At 70.6% G+C, this 23,277-nt stretch carries 17 protein-coding genes; 11 read left to right on the top strand and 6 right to left on the bottom strand.

Features of this window, described 5'->3' with window-relative positions; translation table 11 throughout:
- Positions 1–98 precede the first annotated feature (98 nt).
- The 8 genes from AA75_RS23740 to AA75_RS23705 all read left to right on the top strand — a co-directional run bounded on the left by AA75_RS23740 (position 99) and on the right by AA75_RS23705 (position 13,534).
- Entirely contained in the window at positions 99–956 is an 858-nt protein-coding gene (locus AA75_RS23740) for a hypothetical protein (RefSeq protein ID WP_033822216.1), read from the top strand.
- 82 nt (positions 957–1,038) lie between these two features.
- Positions 1,039–1,962: a hypothetical protein gene (locus AA75_RS23735; protein ID WP_149038330.1), complete on the top strand. Its 924-nt coding sequence runs from the start codon at positions 1,039–1,041 to the stop codon at positions 1,960–1,962.
- An 88-nt stretch (positions 1,963–2,050) separates the two neighbouring features.
- Positions 2,051–2,968 (top strand): hypothetical protein, encoded by a 918-nt coding sequence (locus tag AA75_RS23730; RefSeq protein ID WP_082526771.1) that lies wholly within the window; start codon positions 2,051–2,053, stop codon positions 2,966–2,968.
- Positions 2,969–3,061: 93 nt separating this feature from the next.
- The gene (locus AA75_RS23725; protein ID WP_033822214.1) at positions 3,062–3,883 is read left to right on the top strand and encodes a hypothetical protein; all 822 of its coding nucleotides are present in this window, start codon (positions 3,062–3,064) and stop codon (positions 3,881–3,883) included.
- A 375-nt stretch (positions 3,884–4,258) separates the two neighbouring features.
- Positions 4,259–4,822 (top strand): 50S ribosomal protein L10, encoded by a 564-nt coding sequence (rplJ, locus tag AA75_RS23720; RefSeq protein ID WP_033822213.1) that lies wholly within the window; start codon positions 4,259–4,261, stop codon positions 4,820–4,822.
- A 90-nt stretch (positions 4,823–4,912) separates the two neighbouring features.
- Entirely contained in the window at positions 4,913–5,296 is a 384-nt protein-coding gene (gene rplL, locus AA75_RS23715; RefSeq protein WP_033822212.1) for a 50S ribosomal protein L7/L12, read from the top strand.
- Between the two features lie 766 nt (positions 5,297–6,062).
- The gene (gene rpoB, locus AA75_RS23710; protein WP_033822211.1) at positions 6,063–9,539 is read left to right on the top strand and encodes a DNA-directed RNA polymerase subunit beta; all 3,477 of its coding nucleotides are present in this window, start codon (positions 6,063–6,065) and stop codon (positions 9,537–9,539) included.
- 101 nt (positions 9,540–9,640) lie between these two features.
- Complete coding sequence (locus AA75_RS23705; protein ID WP_033822210.1) at positions 9,641–13,534, top strand: DNA-directed RNA polymerase subunit beta'; 3,894 nt, start codon at positions 9,641–9,643, stop codon at positions 13,532–13,534.
- A gap of 26 nt (positions 13,535–13,560) precedes the next feature.
- Here the strand turns inward: AA75_RS23705 and AA75_RS23700 are convergent, their stop codons facing one another.
- The 6 genes from AA75_RS23700 to AA75_RS23675 form a co-directional block, all read right to left on the bottom strand.
- Positions 13,561–14,469: a M48 family metalloprotease gene (locus AA75_RS23700; protein ID WP_233289157.1), complete on the bottom strand. Its 909-nt coding sequence runs from the start codon at positions 14,467–14,469 to the stop codon at positions 13,561–13,563.
- 335 nt (positions 14,470–14,804) lie between these two features.
- Positions 14,805–15,377 carry a Pycsar system effector family protein gene (locus AA75_RS23695; protein WP_233289156.1) on the bottom strand — a complete coding sequence of 191 codons (573 nt, stop codon included), beginning with the start codon at positions 15,375–15,377 and terminating at the stop codon, positions 14,805–14,807.
- Positions 15,378–15,398: 21 nt separating this feature from the next.
- Positions 15,399–16,352, bottom strand: coding sequence for a hypothetical protein (locus tag AA75_RS23690; RefSeq protein ID WP_051813164.1), 954 nt, complete (start codon positions 16,350–16,352; stop codon positions 15,399–15,401).
- Between the two features lie 28 nt (positions 16,353–16,380).
- Complete coding sequence (locus AA75_RS47820) at positions 16,381–18,654, bottom strand: hypothetical protein (protein ID WP_149038329.1); 2,274 nt, start codon at positions 18,652–18,654, stop codon at positions 16,381–16,383.
- Positions 18,651–19,430: a hypothetical protein gene (locus tag AA75_RS23680; protein WP_033822209.1), complete on the bottom strand. Its 780-nt coding sequence runs from the start codon at positions 19,428–19,430 to the stop codon at positions 18,651–18,653. The genes AA75_RS47820 and AA75_RS23680 overlap by 4 nt, the downstream gene beginning before the upstream one ends.
- A 111-nt stretch (positions 19,431–19,541) precedes the next feature.
- Positions 19,542–20,264 (bottom strand): Crp/Fnr family transcriptional regulator, encoded by a 723-nt coding sequence (locus AA75_RS23675; RefSeq protein ID WP_082526769.1) that lies wholly within the window; start codon positions 20,262–20,264, stop codon positions 19,542–19,544.
- Between the two features lie 248 nt (positions 20,265–20,512).
- Here AA75_RS23675 and AA75_RS23670 point away from each other — a divergent pair, with 248 nt between their 5' ends.
- From AA75_RS23670 to AA75_RS23660, 3 genes are read left to right on the top strand one after another with little or no spacing between them, the layout of a single operon-like run.
- A complete protein-coding gene (locus tag AA75_RS23670) occupies positions 20,513–21,187 on the top strand; it encodes a DUF4097 family beta strand repeat-containing protein (protein ID WP_033822208.1) in 675 nt (224 codons plus the stop codon).
- Between the two features lie 55 nt (positions 21,188–21,242).
- Positions 21,243–22,460 (top strand): sensor histidine kinase, encoded by a 1,218-nt coding sequence (locus AA75_RS23665; RefSeq protein WP_233289155.1) that lies wholly within the window; start codon positions 21,243–21,245, stop codon positions 22,458–22,460.
- Positions 22,457–23,182: a response regulator transcription factor gene (locus AA75_RS23660; protein ID WP_304441497.1), complete on the top strand. Its 726-nt coding sequence runs from the start codon at positions 22,457–22,459 to the stop codon at positions 23,180–23,182. Before AA75_RS23665 ends, AA75_RS23660 begins: the two co-directional genes overlap by 4 nt.
- Positions 23,183–23,277: the final 95 nt, after the last annotated feature.

Below are 23,277 nucleotides of genomic sequence, written 5' to 3'. Positions count from 1 at the left end.
CGGGCCCGCCCCCCCTGCACGAGGGGGTGCGGGCCCGTCGGCGTACCCGGGCGGTTAGGCTCTGCGCACCCACCACCTCTCTCCCCGCGGAGTACGCCGTGCGTATCGATCGGATCGCCGTCCTGGCCGCCGCCGTCCTGGTGCTCGGCGGTGCGGCCGGCTGCAGCAGCGTGGGCGGCGGCGGCGCCGCGGGCGACGGTCCGGCCGACCCGGCGCCGGCGAGCAGCGCCCGCCCGAGCACGCCGAAGGCCGTGGTCGAGGCCGCCGCGGACGCGCTCGACAAGGCGGGCAGCGCCCGGCTGCGGGTGGAGGAGGACAACCACCAGTACGGCCACAGCACCGTCGAGGGCGCCGTCTCCTGGACGTCCGGCGACGCCGACCTGACCGTCACCGAGGGCCGCGGCAAGGGCAGGCTCCGGCTGGTCGACGGCGTCCACTACGCCTCGTACGACTGGCTGGCCCCCGACCTCAAGGGCAAGCACTGGGCGCGGGCCGAGCGCGAGACGGCCGAGGAACTGGACTCCGGTGCCACCCCCGGCCGCATCCCGGCGAGCTTCACCGGGATCTGGCTGACCGGCATCACCGCGGGTCCGGCGGCCCCGCTGCGGCTGATGGCCGAGGCGGGACAGATCACCGAGGTCGGCCAGGAGCAGCTGGACGGCGCGACGGTCACCCACTACCGGGGCACCGCGTCGGTCGCCGCGTACCACGGCGCCGACCAGGGCCTGTCCGAGCAGGAGCGGGCCGCGACGCTGGCCTACTACCAGCGCCAGGGGATGAGCGTGGTGGACCACGACTACTGGCTGGACCAGGCCGGCCGGCTGCTGAAGTCGCAGGAGACCACCCGGGGTTCGGGGGGCACCGACACCGTGGTCGAGCTGGTCGCCGAGCCGGGCACGGATGTGGCGGCACCGGCTCCGGATGCCGTCGACACCTTGGTACTGAACGGGGGCTGACCCGTTGCCGGGCCGTCGGTGCCATCGACTAGAGTCCGGCACGGAGTATGAGAATGGTCTGAGTGGGGGAATCTTGCGTACCTTGCGAATCGCGTCCGCGGTGGTCGTCTCGACCGCCCTCATCGGTGCCCTGTCGGCCTGCGGCGGCAGCGCCAAGCCGGGCGACGCGGCGGCCGGTGCGTCGGCCCCGGCCTCCGCCGGTGCGGCCTCGGGCGCGGCCCCGGGCGGGGCCTCCGCCGCCGCGGACGGTGCCACGGCCGGGGCCCCGGCGCCCGCGGGCGGCAAGGAGCAGGCTCCCAAGGAGGCGCTGACCGCCGCCGCCGCCGTGATGGCGAAGGCCGGCACCGCCAAGCTGGTCCTCACCGGGGACAAGCCCGAGGACCTGACCTCCGGGGTGCTGTCCTGGAAGTCCCCGCAGGCGCTGCAGATCTCCACCACCGAGGACGGCGAGGAGGTCAAGATGCTCTTCGTCGGTGATGTGATGTACCTCGGGCTGAGCTCCGAGATGGGCCAGCTGTTCGCCGGCAAGAAGTGGATGAAGGTCGACCCCGGCGCGGCCCCGGGCTCCGCGCCCGGCGCGGCCGACGCGGGCGCCTTCAGCGGCATGCTGGTGACCCTCGACCCGGCCGTCGAGCTTGCCGCGAACGCGCAGGCCGGCAAGGTGAGCAAGGTCGGCGCGGAGAAGATCGACGGTGTCGACACCGTGCACTACCGCAGCACGGTCGCCGCCAAGGACCTGGTCGCCGCGATGAGCGGGGCGAGCGAGGCGAGCAGGGCGAGCCTGCTCAAGGAGCTCACCGGCGAGCCCACCTTCGACTTCTGGATCAACGGGAAGAACGAACTGGTCCAGCTCGGCGGCAGCCAGCTCAACCCGGGCAAGGGCGCCGCGTCCGCCACCGGCACCGTCAAGTACACCGAGCTCGGCACGGCCGTCGCGCCGGCCGCCCCCGCGGCGGCCGAGGTGGCCGACATGGCCGAGCTGCTGAAGAGCCTCGGCACCAGCTGAGGCCCGGCCGGGCCCGGTGGACGACCGGGCCCGGCGCCACCGGGCGCGGAGACTCCGCGCCCGGGCCGTCACCAGGGGGAGACACCAGATGTTCAGGACCGGACGTACGTTCCTCGCCGCCACCGCCGTCGTGCTCGCACTGACCGCGACCGGCTGCAACAGCAAGAGCTCCGGCGGCGACGCCGCCCCGGCCGCCCCGAGCGCCGCGGGCAGCAGCGTGGCGCCGTCCTCGCCGGCCGCCGAGGTGGCGCCCGCCGCGCTGCTGAAGCTGGTGGGGGAGAAGACCAGCGCGGCCAAGTCCGCCAAGGTCGAGGCCGTCACCGAGCTGCCCACCGGGAAGACCAGCATGAAGGGCGCCATCTCCTGGGACCACGGCCTCCAGGGCGAGCTGACCGGCAACGCCGGCGGCGCGATGGCCGACACCCTCGCCAAGGCCGGCGGGGACGGCACCTTCACCGCGCGCTACCTCACCGACGCGATGTACATCAACATGGGCGAGGCGATGGCCGGCCAGCTCGGCGGCGCGCACTGGATCAAGTACGGCTACGCGGACCTGGCCAAGCTGATGGGCCCGGCCGGCGACAGCCTCAAGCAGCAGCTGCAGAGCGCCGACCCGGTCTCCTCGGTGCGGGCCCTGATCGCCTCCGGCAAGGTCGCCAAGGCCGGGTCCGAGAGCGTGAACGGCACCCAGGCCACCAAGTACGCCGGCGACCTCTCCGCGGCCGACCTCGCCCAGGCCACCACCCAGGGGCTCACCAAGGAGCAGGCGGACGGCCTCCAGCAGCAGTTCACCGCGGCCGGGATCACCACCGAGCACATCGAGCTCTGGGTCACCGGTGACAACCTGCTGGTGAAGAAGGTCGAGCAGCTCCAGACCAAGGCCGGCGCGATCACCTCGACGGCGACGTACACCGACTACGGCACCTCGGTCGCGGCCACCGCCCCGAGCGAGGGCGACACGGTGGACTTCGCCAAGCTGCTGCAGGGCGCGCAGAGCGCCAGCTGACCGGGCGGGCGGCCGGGGCGGAGCCGCCCCGGCGGCCCGAACCGGGGCATGGCATGGTGGGGGGGGCGAGTTACCGAAGCAGGGAGAGTCAGCATGCCGGTCCGGCGCAAGGCCGCCACCGCGGTCCTGGCTCTCCTGCTGGCGGGCGCGGCCGCGTGCGGCGGAAACGCCACGGCGGGCCCGGGTCCGGCGACCGGCACCTCGGCACCGAGCTCGGCGCTCGCCACCCCCACCGACCGCTCGCCGCACGGCGTGCTGCTCTCCGCCCAGCTGGCCATGCGCGACGCCCGCCGGGCGCGGTTCAAGCTGCCGCAGGAGGGCGCCGACGGGATGATCTTCTGGGCGCCCAAGACCGGGCTGCGGTTCGACCGGCAGGGCACGTCCGAGCAGCTGATCGTCCTGGACACCGCCGCCTACCTGGGCGGCGACCCGGACAGCGCGGCGCGGCAGGGCGGCCGGCACTGGCAGAAGTTCAGCGGCCGTCCGGGGGGCAAGGACGTCCCGTACTCCGCGCTGGTCGACCAGCTCAACCCGATGGTGGCGCTCACCGCGGCCTGCGCCGCCGAGGCGCCCGAGCTGGTCGGCCAGGAACAGCTCCAGGAGACCTCGGTCGTCCACTACCGGCTGACCCTCGGCGTCGACGCCTACGTGGCGGCCCAGACCCAGCTCGGCCCGGAGCGCCGGGAGGCCCTGCGCCAGAGCCTCGGCGCGGACCCCGGCCGGGTGCTCACCCTCGACCTGTGGCTCAACGACAGCGACCAGCTGGTGCAGCTCAGCCGGACCGGCCAGGCCGGGGCGCGGGCCGCCACCGTGGTGTACGGCGAGATCGCCGGGCCGCTGTCGCTGCAGGCGCCCGCCGAGGCCGACACCCTGGACCGGGGCGAGGCGAGCCCGCCGCCGGTGCCGGGCGGGTAGGTGGGCCCCGGGTCCTGCGAGTCGTAGGCCCGCGGGACGGATTTGCCCCGTTCGGCAGGCGTCGAGTACCGTGGGGATCGCCAAAGACCGCTGGTTGTCGCCGTGCGCCTTCACAGGTGCCGGGTGACCGAAGGATCTGCGTTCAGCGCAGACGGCCCGCGCAGGAGTGTTTGGAGCTTTGACTTCCGGTCCGTTCGGTTCGCCGTGCGGCTGTTGAGGTCGTCATGGGCCCCGTGCGACTGCGCACTGGGGCTCGATTTGTTTTTGCGGAGCATTCCGCAGGGCCTCTTCCTTCCGGCCGGTGCGTCCGAGGTGATCGATGGTCGACTCCCAAGGTCGGCCCGACTTCGACATCACGGAAGGAGGCGTAAGCCTATGGCAAGGCCCGACAAGGCTACCGACGTTGCCGAGATCACGGACAGGTTCCGTGCCTCGAACGCGGCCGTGCTGACCGAGTACCGCGGTCTGACGGTGAAGCAGATGAAGAATCTGCGTCGCTCGCTGGGGGACAACGCCCAGTACGCCGTGGTGAAGAACACGCTGACCAAGATCGCGGCGAACGAGGCCGGGATCTCTGCGCTGGACGACCTGTTCGCCGGTCCGACGGCTGTCGCCTTCGTCACCGGTGACCCGGTGGAGTCGGCGAAGGCTCTGCGTGACTTCGCCAAGGAGAACCCCGCTCTCATCATCAAGGGCGGTGTCCTTGACGGTAAGGCGCTGACCGCCGATGAGATCAAGAAGCTCGCGGACCTCGAGTCCCGCGAGGTTCTGCTCGCCAAGCTGGCGGGTGCCATGAAGGCCAAGCCCTCGCAGGCTGCCGCGGTCTTCCAGGCCCTGCCGTCGAAGCTCGTCCGCACCGTGGACGCGCTTCGCGACAAGGTCGAGCAGGGCGGTGCCGGTACGCCGGCTCCCGCCGCCGAGGACGCTGCCGCCGAGTAATTCGGCGGGCATCAGCCCTCGCTGCGGGCCCGTACGCCCGCCAACCCGTACATCCGGCACCACCTGCCGATTTAGTGGAAGGACGCCATCATGGCGAAGCTGTCCCAGGACGACCTGCTCGCGCAGTTCGAGGAGATGACCCTCATCGAGCTCTCCGAGTTCGTGAAGGCGTTCGAGGAGAAGTTCGACGTCACCGCCGCCGCCCCGGTCGCCGTCGCCGGCGTTGCCGGTCCGGTCGCCCCGGTCGAGGCTGCCGAGGAGCAGGACGAGTTCGACGTCATCCTCGAGTCCGCCGGTGACAAGAAGATCCAGGTCATCAAGGAGGTGCGCGCCCTGACCTCCCTCGGCCTGAAGGAGGCCAAGGACCTCGTTGACGGCACCCCCGCCACCGTCCTGGAGAAGGTTGCCAAGGACGCTGCCGAGAAGGCCAAGGCCGCTCTCGAGGGCGCCGGCGCCAAGGTCACCGTCAAGTGACTTCCTGCCCCCTCTGAGGGGGCGCGGAGGCCGGGCCGATCACCCCTGTGGGTGGTCGGCCCGGCCTTTTCCCGTACCGGGGTCCGTACCCGTCGTACCGGGTCCCCCGAACGGCTCCGCCGGTGCGGCCCAGCGCGCACTCGGTCGCTGTCGGTGCGGGCCGGTATGGTGATCGCTGTCGTGGCCACCCGCCCCGGCCTCGGGCGATGTGTAACGCGCGGGGGCCCGGAAGCGATGGTCCGTGCGAGGTCCGCACTGTGGTGGGGGCCTTGACGAACGGCACCCGGCGCGCGATTCTCGAGGCGCGCGCCGCTGCGTGGCAGGCGGTTCACCGTCGGCCGGAGAGCCCGGATGGTTATACAAGGGCCCGGCTGGGAACTGACTACATGTGAGGTGCGACGGCCCGGGAGTCCCGGGTCGTCCGGTTGTACGAGGGCAGGGCAACCCCTGCGGCGGTGCCTCTTGACAGGGGCGGTCGGCGCTCGGGTCGCGACCGGAGGGAGCGTCCGATTCGGTCTCCGAATCAGGGCTTGTCAGCAGTGTGCCTTTTGGCTACACTGTCCCTTTGCGCTGCCTGTTAGCTGCTCCGTGACTCGTCGCCCGGAGTCGGCGTTGCCCTGAAGGGGCCTGGCACCGCCTCCGTACAGCGGCTCTGACCTGGGGATTCACCCCCGGCGGGACCGGCGGCCGGAGGTGGATCCTGGCTCGTCTAAGGTCCGGCCGGTATGCGCGTAGTGAGCTCCGAGCCCTCGGAAGGACCCCCCTCTTGGCCGCGCCGCGCAACGCCTCGAACAATTCCGCCGCATCCACCGCCCCGCTCCGCGTCTCGTTCGCGAAGATCAAGGAGCCTCTTGAGGTCCCGAACCTCCTGGCCCTGCAGACCGAGAGCTTTGACTGGCTGCTCGGCAATGCGGCCTGGAAGTCCCGGGTCGAGGCGGCCCTGGACAGTGGTCAGGACGTCCCGACCAAGTCCGGTCTGGAGGAGATCTTCGAGGAGATCTCTCCGATCGAGGACTTCTCCGGTTCGATGTCGCTGACCTTCCGCGACCACCGTTTCGAGCCGCCGAAGAACTCCATCGACGAGTGCAAGGACCGCGACTTCACCTACGCGGCCCCGCTCTTCGTCACCGCCGAGTTCACCAACAACGAGACCGGTGAGATCAAGTCCCAGACGGTCTTCATGGGCGACTTCCCGCTCATGACCAACAAGGGCACGTTCATCATCAACGGCACCGAGCGTGTCGTCGTGTCCCAGCTGGTGCGCTCTCCCGGCGTCTACTTCGACTCCAGCCTGGACAAGGTGTCCGACAAGGACATCTTCTCCTGCAAGGTCATCCCCTCGCGTGGTGCCTGGCTGGAGATGGAGATCGACAAGCGCGACATGGTCGGTGTCCGCATCGACCGCAAGCGCAAGCAGTCGGTCACCGTTCTGCTCAAGGCCCTCGGCTGGACCAACGAGATGATTCTCGAGGAGTTCGGCGAGTACGAGTCGATGCGCGCCACCCTGGAGAAGGACCACACCCAGGGCCAGGACGACGCGCTGCTGGACATCTACCGCAAGCTGCGTCCGGGCGAGCCGCCGACGCGTGAGGCCGCCCAGACCCTGCTGGAGAACCTCTACTTCAACCCCAAGCGCTACGACCTCGCGAAGGTCGGCCGCTACAAGGTCAACCGCAAGCTCGGCAACGCGGAGTCGCTGGACTCCGGCGTGCTCACCGAGCCCGACATCATCGGTGCGATCAAGTACCTGGTGAAGCTGCACGCGGGCGAGGTCGAGTGGCGGGACGAGGACGGTCGCGACATCGTCATCGAGGTCGATGACATCGACCACTTCGGCAACCGTCGCCTGCGCAACGTCGGCGAGCTGATCCAGAACCAGGTCCGTACGGGTCTCGCCCGTATGGAGCGCGTCGTGCGCGAGCGCATGACCACCCAGGATGTCGAGGCGATCACGCCGCAGACCCTGATCAACATCCGGCCGGTCGTCGCCTCCATCAAGGAGTTCTTCGGCACCAGCCAGCTGTCGCAGTTCATGGACCAGACCAACCCGCTGTCGGGCCTGACCCACAAGCGCCGTCTGTCCGCCCTCGGCCCCGGTGGTCTGTCCCGTGAGCGGGCCGGCTTCGAGGTCCGAGACGTGCACCCGTCGCACTATGGCCGCATGTGTCCGATCGAGACCCCCGAAGGCCCGAACATCGGTCTGATCGGCTCGCTCGCCTCCTACGGCCGGGTCAACGCGTTCGGTTTCATCGAGACCCCGTACCGCAAGGTGATCGACGGTGTCGTCACCGAGCAGGTCGACTACCTCACCGCCGACGAGGAGGACCGCTTCGTCATCGCGCAGGCCAACGCCCCGCTGACGGACGACCTCCACTTCGCCGAGCCCCGCGTGCTGGTCCGCCGCCGTGGCGGCGAGATCGACTACATCCCGGGCACCGAGATCGACTACATGGACGTCTCGCCGCGCCAGATGGTGTCGGTCGCGACCGCCATGATCCCGTTCCTCGAGCACGACGACGCCAACCGCGCGCTCATGGGCTCCAACATGATGCGTCAGGCGGTGCCGCTGCTGAAGAGCGAGGCCCCGCTGGTCGGCACCGGCATGGAGTACCGCTGCGCGGTCGACGCCGCCGACGTGATCACCGCCGAGAAGTCGGGCGTGGTCCAGGAGGTCTCGGCCGACTACGTCACCGTGGCCAACGACGACGGCACCTACACCACGTACCGGGCCGCCAAGTTCACCCGCTCCAACCAGGGCACCGCCTTCAACCAGAAGGTGCTCGTGGACGAGGGCTCCCGGGTCGAGGTCAACCAGGTGCTGGCCGACGGCCCCTGCACCGACGAGGGCGAGATGGCCCTCGGCAAGAACCTGCTCGTGGCGTTCATGTCCTGGGAGGGTCACAACTACGAGGACGCGATCATCCTGTCGCAGCGCCTCGTGCAGGACGACGTCCTCTCCTCGATCCACATCGAGGAGCACGAGGTCGACGCCCGTGACACCAAGCTGGGCCCCGAGGAGATCACCCGGGACATCCCGAACGTCTCCGAGGAGGTCCTCGCCGACCTCGACGAGCGCGGCATCATCCGGATCGGCGCCGATGTCGTCACCGGCGACATCCTGGTCGGCAAGGTCACGCCCAAGGGCGAGACCGAGCTGACCCCGGAGGAGCGCCTGCTGCGCGCGATCTTCGGTGAGAAGGCCCGTGAGGTCCGCGACACCTCGCTGAAGGTGCCGCACGGTGAGTCCGGCAAGGTCATCGGCGTCCGCGTCTTCGACCGCGAGGAGGGCGACGAGCTCCCGCCCGGCGTCAACCAGCTGGTCCGGGTCTACGTGGCCCAGAAGCGCAAGATCACCAACGGTGACAAGCTGGCCGGCCGCCACGGCAACAAGGGCGTCATCTCCAAGATCCTGCCGGTCGAGGACATGCCGTTCCTCGCCGACGGCACCCCGGTCGACATCATCCTCAACCCGCTGGGTGTCCCGTCCCGAATGAACCCGGGACAGGTCCTGGAGATCCACCTCGGGTGGCTCGCCAAGCAGGGCTGGGACGTCTCCGGCCTCGCCGACGAGTGGGCCAAGCGCCTGCAGGCGATCGGCGCCGACAACGTGGAGGGTGGCACCAACCTCGCCACCCCCGTCTTCGACGGCGCCCGCGAGGACGAGATCACCGGCATGCTGGACCACACCACGCTCACCCGCGACGGTGACCGCCTGGTGAACTCCACCGGCAAGGCCCGGCTCTTCGACGGCCGCTCCGGCGAGCCGTTCCCGATGCCGGTCTCGGTCGGCTACATGTACATCCTCAAGCTGCACCACCTGGTCGACGACAAGCTGCACGCCCGTTCGACCGGCCCGTACTCCATGATCACCCAGCAGCCGCTCGGTGGTAAGGCGCAGTTCGGTGGTCAGCGCTTCGGTGAGATGGAGGTGTGGGCCCTCGAGGCGTACGGCGCCGCGTACGCCCTGCAGGAGCTGCTCACCATCAAGTCCGACGACGTCCTCGGCCGCGTGAAGGTCTACGAGGCCATCGTCAAGGGCGAGAACATCCCCGAGCCCGGCATTCCCGAGTCCTTCAAGGTGCTCATCAAGGAAATGCAGTCGCTCTGCCTCAACGTGGAGGTGCTGTCCTCGGACGGCCAGTCCATCGAGATGCGGGACTCCGACGAGGACGTGTTCCGCGCCGCGGAGGAGCTCGGTATTGACCTGTCCCGGCGCGAGCCGAGCAGCGTCGAAGAGGTCTGACGGAGGCCGGGCCGGCTGCCCCACACGGCAGCCGGCCCGCCCCCAGGCCCCCCTCAGACCACAGACAAACTCTCGAATTACGAAAGAGGGCTTGACGACCAGTGCTTGACGTCAACTTCTTCGACGAGCTCCGCATCGGCCTGGCCACCGCCGACGACATCCGCCAGTGGTCCCACGGCGAGGTCAAGAAGCCGGAGACCATCAACTACCGCACGCTGAAGCCGGAAAAGGACGGCCTTTTCTGCGAGAAGATCTTCGGTCCCACCCGGGACTGGGAGTGCTACTGCGGTAAGTACAAGCGTGTCCGCTTCAAGGGCATCATCTGCGAGCGCTGCGGCGTCGAGGTCACCCGCGCCAAGGTGCGCCGTGAGCGGATGGGCCACATCGAGCTGGCCGCCCCGGTCACCCACATCTGGTACTTCAAGGGTGTCCCGTCCCGCCTGGGCTACCTGCTGGACCTGGCGCCGAAGGACCTCGAGAAGGTCATCTACTTCGCCGCCTACATGATCACCTGGGTGGACGACGAGCGCCGCCAGCGTGACCTGCCCTCCCTCGAGGCGCACATCTCGGTCGAGCGCCAGCAGATCGAGAACCGCCGCGACGCCGACCTGGAAGGCCGGGCCAAGAAGGCCGAGACCGACCTGGCCGAGCTCGAGGCCGAGGGCGCCAAGGCCGACGTGCGCCGCAAGGTGCGCGAGGGCGCCGAGCGCGAGATGAAGCAGCTGCGCGACCGCGCCCAGCGCGAGCTGGACCGCCTCGACGAGGTGTGGGCCCGCTTCAAGAACCTCAAGGTCCAGGACCTGGAGGGCGACGAGCTGCTCTACCGCGAGCTGCGCGACCGCTTCGGCACCTACTTCTCCGGTTCGATGGGCGCCGCGGCGCTCAAGGACCGCCTGGAGAGCTTCGACCTCGCCGAGGAGGCCGAGCGCCTCCGCGAGATCATCCGCACCGGCAAGGGCCAGAAGAAGACCCGTGCGCTCAAGCGCCTCAAGGTCGTCTCCGCGTTCCTGCAGACCAGCAACAAGCCCAAGGGCATGGTGCTCGACTGCGTCCCGGTCATCCCGCCGGACCTGCGTCCGATGGTGCAGCTGGACGGTGGCCGCTTCGCGACCTCCGACCTGAACGACCTGTACCGCCGCGTGATCAACCGCAACAACCGCCTGAAGCGGCTTCTCGACCTCGGCGCGCCCGAGATCATCGTGAACAACGAGAAGCGCATGCTCCAGGAGGCCGTCGACGCGCTCTTCGACAACGGCCGTCGTGGCCGCCCGGTGACGGGCCCCGGCAACCGTCCGCTGAAGTCGCTGTCCGACATGCTCAAGGGCAAGCAGGGTCGTTTCCGTCAGAACCTGCTCGGCAAGCGCGTCGACTACTCGGCCCGTTCGGTCATCGTCGTCGGCCCGCAGCTCAAGCTGCACCAGTGCGGTCTGCCGAAGGCCATGGCGCTGGAGCTCTTCAAGCCGTTCGTGATGAAGCGCCTGGTCGACCTGAACCACGCGCAGAACATCAAGTCGGCCAAGCGCATGGTCGAGCGCGCCCGCCCGGTGGTGTGGGACGTCCTCGAAGAGGTCATCGCCGAGCACCCGGTGCTGCTGAACCGTGCGCCCACCCTGCACCGCCTCGGCATCCAGGCCTTCGAGCCGCAGCTGGTCGAGGGCAAGGCCATCCAGATCCACCCGCTCGTCTGCACCGCGTTCAACGCGGACTTCGACGGTGACCAGATGGCCGTCCACCTGCCCCTGTCCGCAGAGGCGCAGGCCGAGGCCCGCATCCTGATGCTGTCCTCGAACAACATCCTGAAGCCGGCCGACGGTCGTCCCGTCACCATGCCGACCCAGGACATGGTGCTCGGTCTGTTCTTCCTCACCTCGGACCGCGAGGAGGTGAAGGGCGGTGGCCGTTCCTTCTCCTCCACCGCCGAGGCGATCATGGCCTTCGACGCCCGCGAGCTGGACGTCCAGGCCCCGATCGACCTGCGCCTGCCGGCCGGCACCGTGCCGCCGCGCGGCTGGACCGTGCCGGTGGACGAGGACGGTCAGCCGGCCTGGTTCGAGGGCGAGGCCTTCCGCCTGCAGACCACCCTCGGCCGCGCGCTCTTCAACGAGCTGCTGCCGGAGAACTACCCGTTCGTCGACTACGAGGTGGGCAAGAAGCAGCTCTCCGCGATCGTCAACGACCTGGCCGAGCGCTACCCCAAGGTCGTCGTCGCCGCGACGCTGGACAACCTGAAGGCGGCCGGTTTCCACTGGTCGACCCGTTCCGGTGTCACCGTCTCGATCTCGGACGTCATCGTCCCGCCGAGCAAGCCCCAGATCCTCGAGGGCTACGAGGCGCAGGCCGAGAAGGTCCAGAAGCAGTACGAGCGCGGTCTGATCACCAACGACGAGCGCAAGAGCGAGCTCATCGGCATCTGGACCCGCGCGACCAACGAGGTCGCCGAGGCCATGTCCGCGAACTTCCCGAAGACCAACCCCATCTTCATGATGGTGGACTCGGGTGCCCGTGGAAACATGATGCAGATGCGTCAGATCGCCGGTATGCGTGGTCTGGTGTCGAACGCCAAGAACGAGACCATCCCGCGTCCCATCAAGGCCTCGTTCCGTGAGGGCCTGTCCGTGCTGGAGTACTTCATCTCCACCCACGGTGCCCGTAAGGGTCTGGCCGACACCGCCCTGCGTACCGCCGACTCCGGCTACCTCACCCGTCGTCTGGTCGACGTCTCCCAGGACGTCATCATTCGCGAGGAGGACTGCGGCACCGAGCGCGGCCTCAAGCTGCCGATCGGTTCCGTGGGTGCGGACGGCGTCCTGCGCAAGGCCGACGACGTCGAGACCAGCGTCTACGCCCGCATGCTGGCCGAGGACATCACGGTGGACGGCAAGCTCCTCGCCACCGCCAACACCGACCTCGGTGACGTGCTGATCGACGAGCTGATCCGGCACAACATCGCCGAGGTCAAGACCCGCTCGATCCTCACCTGTGAGTCCGCGGTCGGCACCTGCGCCATGTGCTACGGCCGTTCGCTGGCCACCGGCAAGCTGGTCGACATCGGTGAGGCGGTCGGCATCATCGCCGCCCAGTCCATCGGTGAGCCCGGTACCCAGCTGACCATGCGTACCTTCCACACCGGTGGTGTGGCCGGTGACGACATCACCCAGGGTCTGCCGCGTGTCGTCGAGCTCTTCGAGGCGCGTACCCCGAAGGGTGTCGCCCCGGTCTCCGAGGCCGACGGCCGGGTCCGCATCGAGGACACCGAGAAGACCCGCAAGATCGTCGTCACCCCCGACGACGGCACCGACGAGATCGCCTACCCGATCTCGAAGCGCATCAAGCTGCTGGTCAGCGAGGGCGAGGCGGTCTCCGTCGGCCAGAAGCTGACGGCCGGCACGATGAACCCGCACGACGTCCTGCGCATCATGGGCCAGCGTGCCGTCCAGATCCACCTGGTGGCCGAGGTCCAGAAGGTCTACAACTCGCAGGGTGTGTCGATCCACGACAAGCACATCGAGATCATCATCCGGCAGATGCTCCGCCGCGTGACGATCATCGAGTCGGGCGACGCCGAGCTGCTCCCGGGCGAGCTCGTCGAGCGCGGCCGCTTCGAGACCGAGAACCGTCGCGTGGTCTCCGAGGGCGGCCACCCCGCCTCCGGCCGTCCGCAGCTGATGGGTATCACCAAGGCCTCGCTGGCCACCGAGTCCTGGCTGTCGGCCGCCTCCTTCCAGGAGACGACCCGGGTGCTCACCGACGCGGCGATCCACGCCAAGTCGGACCCGCTGCTGGGCCTCAAGGAGAACGTCATCCTCGGTAAGCTCATCCCGGCCGGTACGGGTCTGCCCCGCTACCGCAACATCCGGGTCGAGCCGACCGAGGAGGCCAAGGCCGCGATGTACTCGGCCGTCGGCTACGACGACTACGACCTGTCGCCCTTCGGCGCCGGCTCCGGCCAGGCGGTCCCGCTGGACGACTACGACTACGGCCCGTACACCGGCTGAGGTCGCGGTTCCTGATCGCAGGGCGGTCACCCCACTCGGGGTGGCCGCCCTGCGGCGTTCCCCGGGCACCCGTTGGCCGCCAGATAGTTCTCCAAGTGTCGGATCCGGGTGAAGTTGTCCGGATGCGAGGCGAGCAGGCGCGCTGCCGGGCCGGGCCGGGAGGGGGCACGGCCGGTGCGCCGCTGCTGCGACTGCGCAGCGGCTTCCTCGGAGGCCTGGAATGCGTGCACCACGGCCAGGAGCGGGCGGGCGAACCCCAGCCGCGCGGCCTCCAGGTCGGCCCGGAGCTCGGCCCGGCGCCCGACCGCCGCCAAGAGGTAGGGCGTGACCAGGATCAGGAGCAGCGGCGGGTAGGTGGTCACCACCGTGAAGGCGACTGCACCGAACACCAGGGCCACCGCCACGGCACCCAGGGCGGAGAGTGAAGCCGCCAGCTGGAAGAGGAGCGCAGAGGCCAGCCGGAACGCCCACCACGCCAGCCGACCCGGCAGCGAGTACCAGAGTCCCAGCAGTGACGACCAGGCATGACCGCTCCGATGGTGTCCCAACTCGTGGGCGAGCACGGCGGCCAGTTGGGCAGGTGGCAACCGCTCCAGGGAGAAACGGGTCACCCCCACGATGTGGCCGGCTGCGGCGAGCGCGTTGAGATCCTTGCTGTCCTCGATCCACAGCTCGTACTTCCGGCCGTCGACGCCCGCCCGGACGGTCACTTCCCGCCAGACGGGTTCCAGCCTGGCGAGCTCGGCGCCGATCGGCAGGCGGAGATGGAAGAGGTGCCGGGCCATCAGTCGTTCGGTCGGCCGGTGGAAGGCGAGAACCCCGGATGCGACCCAGAGCCCGATAGCGAGGTAGCCGAAGACCTGCGGCAGCAGCAGGGAGAGCATGCTGACCACGATCAGGCTGCCGAGGAAGTTCGGCAGCAGAAGGAGCAGCATGCCGATGGCTGTGGCGTCGGCGCCGCGCTGCCGGGCGGCCAGGTGAATCCGACCGGTGTGGAATCCCAGGTCATCACCGGGGTCGGCGGGAACGTGGATGGTTGGGGGACGGACCGGCCGGCCCGGGCCCGGTGGGACCTGCGTCCGTGGAGGTCCGGGTGTTGCCTCAGCGGTTCTGGCAGTGGGGTAGGCGGGAGGGGGCGGAGCCTCGTTCGGGTACTGAGGTGGTCCCGCGTGGTGGTGCGGTGCTGTCGGATAGCCGGGCACTGTGGGCTCAGGCATGTGGACTCCTGGACGGGGACGGGAGTGGAACCAGCTACGGGGCGGGCCGTTACTCAGGCGGCCAGCGCGATCAGGGGCATCAGCAACAGACCGGCGCCGAAGGACAGGACCCCTATCCGCACCCACATGTGCTTCCGGGCGACGATCAGGCTGGTGTCGGTCAGGGCGATGACGACCCCTTCGGCGCGGTGGCGATCGGCGTCGGCGACGGCGGCGGGGAGTGCCCCCAAGTCCGCCGCCCGCCGAATGTCGCCGAAGTAGCCGAGTGGGCGGCCGGGCTCCCAGACACTGCGGGGGTATCGCGGCAGGACCGCCATCAGGAGTGCGAGCAGGGAGACGGAGAGGCAGCACGCGGCAGCGACCGCCAGCACCAGGACACCCCCTGTCACCGAGCGGAGGGTCCAGTCCCGGCCTGCCGCCAGTCCGCTGGCAGCACTCACGATCATTCCCAGGGCCGCGACCAGGACCGCGGCCTTGCTGTCCGCCCGGGCGATCTCGCCACGGAGGTCAGCGAGCAGTGCCTGGCCGGCGGCCAGCGGCGCGGTGGGAGTGGATGGTGCGGCGGCGGGGGCAGGCACTGCGCTCGGCACCGGTCCGCCGGAGGCAGGGATGGGGAAGGTCGACACGTGGCGGCTCCTGCTGGACGGTCAGCGCTGCGGCGGAAGATGGTGGTGGGAGCTCAGTGGCGGGGCGGGCGGCCCACCGGCACTGCGGCGGAGGATGGAGGTGATTGCCTCCAAGGTGGCCCGGGTGGAGTCCTCCAGCTGGAACTCCTCGAAGTGGCTGCGGTCGAGCAGCTTCTCGACCAGCTCGATCTGGTTGCGGACCAGGTCCTGCTGTTCGGTCCGGAGATGGTCCAGGGCGGTCGGCAGATCATCCGGGTGGGCGGCGAGCTGGAGGGCCCAGGCAGCCACTCCGCCGTGGTCGAGGTGATATCGGTAGAAGTCGGCCTTCTGCGCCAGGACATCGCTGTCCTCCTGGGCCTTCCGGCGGGCAAGGGGGTGTGCCTCGGTGTCGAACCCGTAGGAGCGCATTCGATCCTTGTGCGCTTGCGCGGCGGGGTCCAGCGTGAGCCGTACCGTGCAGGTCACGTGCAGGCCCTCGGCCTCGGCCGTCGGTGCCTCCAGGGTCTGTTGGACGGCGGCTTCGACGGGTCCGCTGAGGTCGGTCGGGAAGCTGCGTGCGACCGCACGCATTCGCTGCTGGATCCTCGGGATGAGGAGGGCCGGCACATCCCGGATTCCGCTCCGAACGACACGGTCGGCGGCCGAGACCCGCCAGTCCACGTCGACCTCTGTCTCGAAGCCACCAATGTCGTCGAGCCCGGGCAGGTAGGCGGTGAGCTGAAGGTGATGGATCCGCAGGTCCACCTCGAAGGCCGCCTGGTAGCCGCGGCCGGCGAGTTCACCGCGGCCCGGGCGCCGGGGCGGGAGGAATACCTCGTACCCGCCCTTGGCGGTGCTGAGGACCAATGCGCAGTCGGCCCGAGCTGCCACCCGGCCGGTCAGGGCCCCGAGTCGGCCGAGTCGGCGGACCGTGAGCACCGGGTCGGTCAGGCCGGCCCGCGGTGGCCATTCGGCGGATTCGTAGGTGTCCGGCATGGGCTGGTACTCCTGTGGTCGTGTGACATCAGTGCGGTGCGAGGTCGCTCAGCAGACGCCCGAGCGGGGCGCCCGCCAGCGGCCCCGCCGCGTCGCGGGCGGTGCGTAGCAGGTGGCTCAGCCGCTGGACATCCCGGTCGGTGACGGCAAGGGCGGGCAGCAACTCGGCGAGCAGGGACTCGGTTTCCGGCTCCGCACGGCTGCTGGTCAGCCAGGCTCGGAACACCTGGAGGGCGGCGGGGCCGTAGACCCGGTCGCCGAGGGCCGTTCGCCAGAGCGTCGCCAGCAGGTCCCGCACCGGCGGTTCGGCGCCGGGCCCGGGCACGGTGGTGATCGGTGCGGGTGCTCCGGGTCCGGTACGCGGTGCCTGGGCGAACCAGTCCAGCAAGGTGGGGCGGCCCGGGGTGCCATCCTGGCCGTCCTCGGTGCGCTGCGCCGCGGTCAGGAAGGTGGCGAGCGCCAGACTGCGGAGCTCGGGGGCCGCGGTCGTCCAGTCGGCGAGGGCGGTGAGGACCGTGGGTCCTGCGGGGGAGAGCAGCAGCAGTTCGGCTGCTTCCACCAGGCCGACCGCCTCGAACTGCGTGGGGTGGTCGGTGGGGCGGTCCCGCTCGCCGGCGAGGGTGGCGCGGACGAGCTCGGTGAGGCCGTCCTCGTCCAGCCGAGAGGACGCCAGCGCGAGGGCGTCCAGAGCCTCTGCGGGCATCAGATGGCCGAGTAGCGCGTACCCGCGGATGGCGCTCCACCGGCGATGGCCGTTGTCGTCCTGGCACCAGTCCCGCAGGATGCGGGGTACCGCCGCGGTCCCTGCGTAGTACGCGAGGACGAGGCTGTTCGCGGCGAGCAGGCAGAGGCGGAAATCCTTCGACTCCGACCACGGCCCCAGCAGCCGGCCCATGGCGGAGGAGAGATCCACCGAGGCCAGCAGGGCCGCGGCCGAGGCAACCCGGGTACGGACCAGCGGGCGGGGATCGACGGCCAGGCCGTTCAGCCACAGGAGCACGGCGGGCCGGGCGGAGGGGTGGCTGATCCAGGTTTCGCGCAGCAGGGTGTGCGGGGTCCGGGGGTCACCGAAGCCGGCCATGCGCTGCGGTACCGGACCCCATGGAGTCTGTTCGTTCTCCTCGTACAGGAGGGCTCGGGCGAGCGCGACCCGATCCTCGACGGAGTTGCCGAACGGGGGGATGCCCTCCTTCCGACCGGGGGCGTCAATGTTCTCCAAGCGGCGGAAGAGATGGTCGGAGAGTTCGGCGGTGAGGGCGTATGGTGTGCGATCGAAGACAGCGAGGGAGAGCAGGAACGCCTTCTCCCTGAGCGGCAGCTGCGGGTCGCCGAACCAGCGGTCGACCTGCTCGCTGACCACGGCCTGGCCGAAGGCCGTCAGCCTCTCGCGGTCCGGCTCGTCGCCGGTGTGAGCGGCGAGCGGGACGGCGAACTCGGCGATCTCGCGGATCGGCCGGGTCTTCTCCAGGAAGTCACGCACCTCGGGCAGTGCCAACAACCCGGGGATGCGATCGCAGTCCTCGGCCCCGAGGCGGACCCGCAGGTGTGCGGCCAGGACGGATTCGGGGTCGGGCGGGGTCCACCGGAAGTGGCGGGGGCCGCGGTGCGAGGCGTCGGCCATGGTGATCACCAGATGTGCCTGCCGCTCGGTCAGGGTCTCGTGCAGGTGGAAAAGGTGCATCTCGGTCAGTGGTCTGCTGCGCGGAGCGGTGAAGTCCTCCAGCAGATAGCCGTCGGCCGGATCGGCACCCTTGAGCAGCGAGGCCGGAGCGATGTCAGGGTCGAGCGCGCGGATGCGGCGGGCCCCCAGGCGGTGCAGCAGCATCAGGGCGGCGGCCCGCCTGCCGCTGTCCGGAAGGCCTCGCAGCACCAGGACGCGGAGGCCACGTAGCTCGGAGAGCGCGCCGGCAAAGGCCGGGCCGTCCTGGAAGACCTCCGCCAGCGAGGCCAACTCGGTGTCGGGTACCACCCCCGACCCGTGCAGCGGCGTCCCGAACGCCGAACCGATCTGGTAGATCGTGGTCTTGTGCCCGGTCACCACGTCGCCGTGGACCTGGCCGCCGGAGACGGTGTGCTGGTCGCCGGTGACCAGGCTGCCCCCGAACGACGGTGTACCGCCCGTGAAGAAGTTGCCCTGGTTGGTGAAGCTCTCCGGGGCGTGCTCCAGCAGCTCCCGGGCGGCCTCCCAGGCGTTCTGGGGCTGCTCGGGCGGTGCTTCCTGCAGCTCGGCCGACTCGTCGTCCGCTTCCACCACGTCCTGTTGGGCGGGCTGCTTGGGTGTCTCCTGCGGGGGCGAGGTCACTTGGTGCCGCCTCGCCGTGAATCTCCGACACTGATGTCCCCGTGGACCTGGCCACCGGAGACGATGTGCTGGTCGCCGGTGACCAGACTGCCGCCGAAGGACGGCGAACCACCGATGAACTGCACCCCCCCGGAAGTCGCGGGCCCACCGAGGGCAGGACGCTGGGGCTCCACGGGCGGGCCGGCGGCGGCCGGGCCGGCCGAACCGTGCACCCAGCCGGTCAGCGGCCCCTCCTTGCCGAGGACGGAGACTTGGTGGAACTCGGTCGCGGGTACGCCGTGGTGGCCGTGGGACACGATGCCCTGGTAGACGGGGTCGGAGACGCACAGTAGGAGCTGTTCGCCGGACTGGGTGAGCAGGTGCCGGAGCTGGTCCGAATTGAGCAGTCGGAAGGCTTGGTTGAGGTCCCGGCCGACCACTCCGCCGAGTGCACCCCCCAGTTCCTGTACGGCCACCTCTCCTGCAGCGAGGACTGCCCGGAGCCGAACCTGGGCGCTGCTCGACGCCAGCCGGTTGTTGCTGCGCAGCAATGCGGGGGTCTCCGTGAGCAGGGCCCGCAGGAGCGGGACCTTCGGAACGGTCGGGCTGATCAGGACCATCACCGAGTCACCCCGGTCCTCCACCCGTTGGTCGGTCTGCTCGACCCCCGCGCTGCGGAGGGTCTCCTGGAGGATGGTGTAGAGCATGCGCCGCATGAACGCCTGCTCCACGTCGTCGCGTCGGCCGAACTTTTCGATGTCGAACAGCAGGATGGTGCGGTTGACCGGCTCTGTCATGGCTGCCTCTCCGATGGACCGGGCAGCAGCCTGCTGGATCGTCAGGCCGGGGTGTGAGGACCGATGACGCACTCGCTCTGTGATCGTGTGCACAGAACTCCGCTCTGCGGGTCAGCCAATGCGCCGAAGCACGTCAGGACGCGTGATCACCAGACAGCGGCGCCTGGTGATCACTACGCCGCGATCCCGGAGGGTCTTCAGCAAGCGGGCCACGGCCTCCCGCGACGCGCCGACCGACCCGGCCAGCTCCTGCTGACTGAGCGGCACCGAGATCTCGATGCCTTCCTCCGTCGCACTCCCGTGGGTCCGGGCGAGTTCGAGCAGCAGGTCGGCGAGGCGTTCGCGGACCGTCAGCGCGGCGACCTCCAGTCGGCGGCGGTCCGCCGTGCGCAGCCTGTCGTTGGACAGCGCGAGGAGCTGGAGCATCACCGCGGGCGCGCGGGTGAGGAACTCGGTGAACCGCTGCCGGTCGACGGCCACGGCAGCGACTTCCTCCAGCGCGGTCACGGTGGCGGACCTGGGCCGCCCGCTCAGGGCCGCGCTCTCGCCCACGATGTCGCCGGCTCCCCGTAAGGCGAGAAGTGCTTCGTACCCGTTGGCCGCAGCGGCCGTGACCTTCATCCAGCCGTTCAGGAGCAGCAGGATGTGGTCCGACGGTTCTTCCTGCCGGATGACCACTGATCTCGGAGGGAAGCGCAACCGGGGGCCGAGGGCGAGGAGCGCGGCCCTGTCCTCCTGTTCGAGCCGGGCGAGGAACGGAACCCTGTCGTCCAGTGCCAGCCTCGGATACCGACCCGGTCCCTCGCCGCGGGGCTCGGACACAGCATTGGTCATGGTGCAGATCCCCCGAGTTCTGTCCTGCCGACATGCGATTGAACGCGGCCAAACAAGTTACCGGCCGTCGATTGTCGCCGTCAGTCCGTCACGGGAATCGCGTGGGGCACAGGAGCCGCCGTGCGGGCCGTCCCCCGTGCGGGGGAGGCGGGAAGACCGCTCGTGCGGGTGATCCGGTGCGGAGGGCGGACCGGCAGGGTGGGGGTGTCGGGTCGGGGTGGCCGAGCCGGGGAACGGGGGAGTCCGTGATGAAGCGTGCGCTGCTGTACGGGGTGGTGACGGCCGTGGTGGTCGGGGGGATGTCGGGGTGTTTCCTGGGGGAGGACGAGCACCGGGACGTGGCGTACTCCGTCGTGGAGCCGGTCCGGGTGCTGGTGATCGAGGGGAACACCGGGGACATCCGGGTGGTCGGCGGTGCGGGCGGCGTCCAGGTCACCGAGCACCACACGTACCGGGACGGGGAGCCGGAGGCGACCCACGCGGTGGCCGACGGCACCCTGACCCTCGGCTACCACTGCCCGGACGACGGCTGCGGGGTCGGCTACGAGGTGCGGGTGCCCGCCGGGACCGAGGTCCGGGTGATCAACTCCACCGGCGGGGTACGGCTGGCCGGGCTCACCGCGGCCGTCGACGCCGAGACCTCGACCGGTTCGATCGAGGCCGAGGCACTGGCCGGGGCGCACGTGCGGCTGAGCACCGACACCGGGGACGTGCGCGCACAGTTCGGGGCCGATCCGACCGGTGTCGAGCTGAGGTCCGACACCGGCAGCGTCAGCGTCAAGGTGCCCGGGGGCGAGGAGTACGCGGTGGACGCCGGCACCGGGACGGGCAGCGTCCACGTCTCGGTGCCCCGCCGGGACGCGGCGCCGCGGACCATCACCGCGCACACCGGGACCGGCGACGTCACGGTCGCCCGTGCCTGAGCCCACCCGGGTAGGGCATGATCGTCCCTGGTCGGCCTACGGGGGAGTGGCTGGGGTGAACGGAGACGTCCGGGAGCGGACGGCGCGGCTGCGCGATCGGCTCGGCGCGGTGTCCGCCCGCTGGGGCGCGGGGTCCGGCGGGGCGAGCCCGTACCTGCTCGACGGTTTCCTCGCGCTGGCCGCGGCCGCGATCGCGGTCTGGGCGGTGGTCTACGACGACAAGAACTGGCCGCCGTGGGTCTACCTGCTGGTGCTGGCGGCCGCGGCACCACTGCCGTGGCGGCGCCGGGCGCCGTTCACGGTCTGGCTGGTGGTCGGGGCCCTCTCGCTGGTGCAGTCGATCGTCGCGCACTCGGTGGCCCCGCAGATCCCGCTGCACACCGTGCTGGTCACGTACACCGTCGCCGATCGCGGCCGGGACTGGCAGCGCTGGCTGATCCTGGCGATCCTGGTGCCCGCCAACATCCTCGGCACCCACTCGCCCAACGGCATGCTGTTCAGCCTGCTGACCTCGGTCGGTTCGTTCATCGTCGGCTCGCTGGTGCGCGAGCTGCGCGGGCGGGCCGCGGCCGCCGCCGAACGGGCGCAGCAGACGGGGATGAGGGCGGCGGCCGACGCGGCGCGGGCCGTCGCCGAGGAGCGCTCCCGGATCGCCCGCGAGATGCACGACATCCTGGCGCACGCCGTCTCGCTGATGGTGATCCAGGCCGAGGCGGGCCCGCTGGTGGTGCGCAGCGACCCGGACCGGGCGATCCGCACCTTCGACACCATCGCCGACTCCGGCCGGGACGCCATGGTGCAGCTGCGCCGGGTGCTCGGTGTGCTGAAGGAGGAGGGCGCCGGCCGGGAGCTGGCCCCGCAGCCGACCCTGGCCGAGGTGCCGGCGCTGGCCGAGCGGGTCCGGGAGTCCGGGCTGCGGGTCGAGCTGACCCCGGCCGGGCCTGGCCCGGCGGTGCCGGCGGACGTGCAGGCGGCGGCGTACCGGATCGTGCAGGAGGCACTGACCAACGTGGTGAAGCACTCGGCGGGCGGCGCGGCCCGGGTCCGGGTCGAGCGGGTGGGGGAGGCGCTGGAGGTGGTGGTGTCGGACGACGGCCGGGGTGTGCCGGTGACGGCGGGTGCGGTGGTGAGCGGCTGGTCCGGCGGGCGGGGCCTGGTGGGCATCCGGGAGCGGGCCGCGGCCTGCGGCGGCCGGGCCGAGGCCGGTCCCGGGCCGGACGGTCGGGGTTTCGTGGTGCGGGCCCGGTTCCCGCTGGGGGCGCAGCGGCGGTGAGCACGGAGACCGGGGGCACCGGGACGGTGAGGGAGAGCACGGGCCCGATCAGGGTGGTGGTCGCGGACGACCAGGAGTTGGTGCGGGCCGGGTTCGGGATGATCCTGGACGCGCAGCCGGACATCGTGGTGGTGGGCGAGGCGGCGGACGGCGCGCAGGCGGTCGAGGCCGTCCGCGAGCACCGTCCGGACGTGCTGCTGCTGGACGTCCGGATGCCGGTGATGGACGGGCTGGAGGCGGCCCGGCGGGTCTGCGCCGGGTTCCCGGACTGCAAGGTGATCATGCTGACCACCTTCGACATCGACGACTACGTCTACGACGCGCTGTACGTGGGCGCCAGCGGCTTCCTGCTGAAGGACGTCCGCCGCGACGACCTGGCGCACGGGGTCCGGATGGTCGCCTCCGGCGAGGCGCTGCTGGCGCCGTCCGTGACCCGGCGGCTGATCCGCGAGTTCGCGGCCCGCCGGCCGCCGGGCGGGGGGAACGGGCCGGTCCGGCCGCCGTCCAGGCTGCTGGAGCAGCTGACGGCGCGCGAGCAGGAGACCCTGCGGCTGCTCGCCCGGGGGCTCTCCAACGCGGAGATCGCGGCCGAGCTGGTGGTCAGCGAACACACCGTCAAGACGCATGTCAGCAATGTGCTGGGCAAGCTCGGGCTGCGCGACCGGGTGCACGCGGTGGTGTTCGCGTACGAGTCCGGTGCGGTGGTGGCGGGCGAGGGCTGACGGCCCGTCGGGCGGACCGGCCGCTGTCAGTGCCGCGGCCTAGGTTGAGTGGTGTCGGGCGAGGCCGCTGGGTCCGCCGGCGCCCTCCCTGTCTC

The sequence above is a fragment of the Kitasatospora sp. MBT63 genome (genome assembly GCF_000710465.2).
In the GTDB taxonomy this organism is placed as follows: domain Bacteria; phylum Actinomycetota; class Actinomycetes; order Streptomycetales; family Streptomycetaceae; genus Kitasatospora.
This window is presented reverse-complemented; position numbering and strand designations above follow the sequence as displayed.

Excerpts from the sequence above, each read along its gene's own strand:
- AA75_RS23680 (WP_033822209.1), bottom strand. The coding sequence starts at position 19,430 with ATGACAGAGCCGGTCAACCGCACCATCCTGCTGTTCGACATCGAAAAG.
- AA75_RS23670 (WP_033822208.1), top strand. The coding sequence starts at position 20,513 with ATGAAGCGTGCGCTGCTGTACGGGGTGGTGACGGCCGTGGTGGTCGGG.
- rplJ (WP_033822213.1), top strand. The coding sequence starts at position 4,259 with ATGGCAAGGCCCGACAAGGCTACCGACGTTGCCGAGATCACGGACAGG.
- AA75_RS23690 (WP_051813164.1), bottom strand. The coding sequence starts at position 16,352 with ATGCCGGACACCTACGAATCCGCCGAATGGCCACCGCGGGCCGGCCTG.
- AA75_RS23675 (WP_082526769.1), bottom strand. The coding sequence starts at position 20,264 with ATGACCAATGCTGTGTCCGAGCCCCGCGGCGAGGGACCGGGTCGGTAT.
- AA75_RS23730 (WP_082526771.1), top strand. The coding sequence starts at position 2,051 with ATGTTCAGGACCGGACGTACGTTCCTCGCCGCCACCGCCGTCGTGCTC.
- rplL (WP_033822212.1), top strand. The coding sequence starts at position 4,913 with ATGGCGAAGCTGTCCCAGGACGACCTGCTCGCGCAGTTCGAGGAGATG.
- AA75_RS23700 (WP_233289157.1), bottom strand. The coding sequence starts at position 14,469 with ATGCTGCTCCTTCTGCTGCCGAACTTCCTCGGCAGCCTGATCGTGGTC.
- AA75_RS23725 (WP_033822214.1), top strand. The coding sequence starts at position 3,062 with ATGCCGGTCCGGCGCAAGGCCGCCACCGCGGTCCTGGCTCTCCTGCTG.